The sequence below is a fragment of the Paenarthrobacter nitroguajacolicus genome (assembly GCF_007786235.1).
In the GTDB taxonomy this organism is placed as follows: domain Bacteria; phylum Actinomycetota; class Actinomycetes; order Actinomycetales; family Micrococcaceae; genus Arthrobacter; species Arthrobacter nitroguajacolicus_A.
The window spans coordinates 1-685 of the sequence record NZ_VNFK01000062.1 but is presented as its reverse complement, the minus strand read 5'-3'; the positions used below and the strand labels follow the sequence as shown (position 1 = coordinate 685).

The 685-nt window shown below is 49.1% G+C and carries 1 protein-coding gene; it reads right to left on the bottom strand.

The features are described from left to right. Positions 1–57: 57 nt before the first annotated feature. The coding region (locus FQP90_RS23515) for a ubiquitin family protein (protein ID WP_208760074.1) at positions 58–685 on the bottom strand (628 nt) is incomplete at its 5' end.

The window sequence follows — 685 nt, the reverse complement described above, 5'->3', positions numbered from 1 at the left end:
CGTACCCTTGCGGATTACAACATCCAGAAGGAATCGACTTTGCATCTGGTTGTGCGTCTAAGAGGTGGTATGCAGATACAAAGTCGATTCCTTCTGGATGTTGTAATCCGCAAGGGTACGCCCATCCTCCAACTGCTTACCAGCAAAAATCAATCTCTGCTGGTCTGGTGGGATCCCCTCTTTGTCTTGGATCTTGGCCTTGACATTGTCAATCGTGTCAGAACTCTCGACTTCCAAAGTAATCGTCTTCCCTGTCAATGTCTTGACGAAGATCTGCATACCTCCTCTAAGCCTGAGCACAAGATGGAGGGTTGATTCCTTCTGGATGTTGTAGTCGGCGAGGGTACGACCATCCTCAAGCTGCTTGCCGGCAAAGATCAATCTTTGCTGGTCTGGGGGGATTCCCTCCTTGTCCTGGATCTTAGCTTTCACGTTGTCGATGGTATCTGAGCTCTCGACTTCAAGAGTGATGGTCTTGCCAGTAAGGGTCTTCACAAAGATTTGCATTCCTCCCCTCAACCTGAGCACGAGATGAAGGGTGGACTCCTTTTGGATGTTGTAATCAGCCAAAGTACGGCCATCCTCGAGTTGCTTTCCAGCAAAGATCAACCTTTGCTGATCTGGAGGAATCCCCTCCTTGTCCTGGATCTTAGCCTTAACATTGTCGATGGTGTCTGAACTCTCG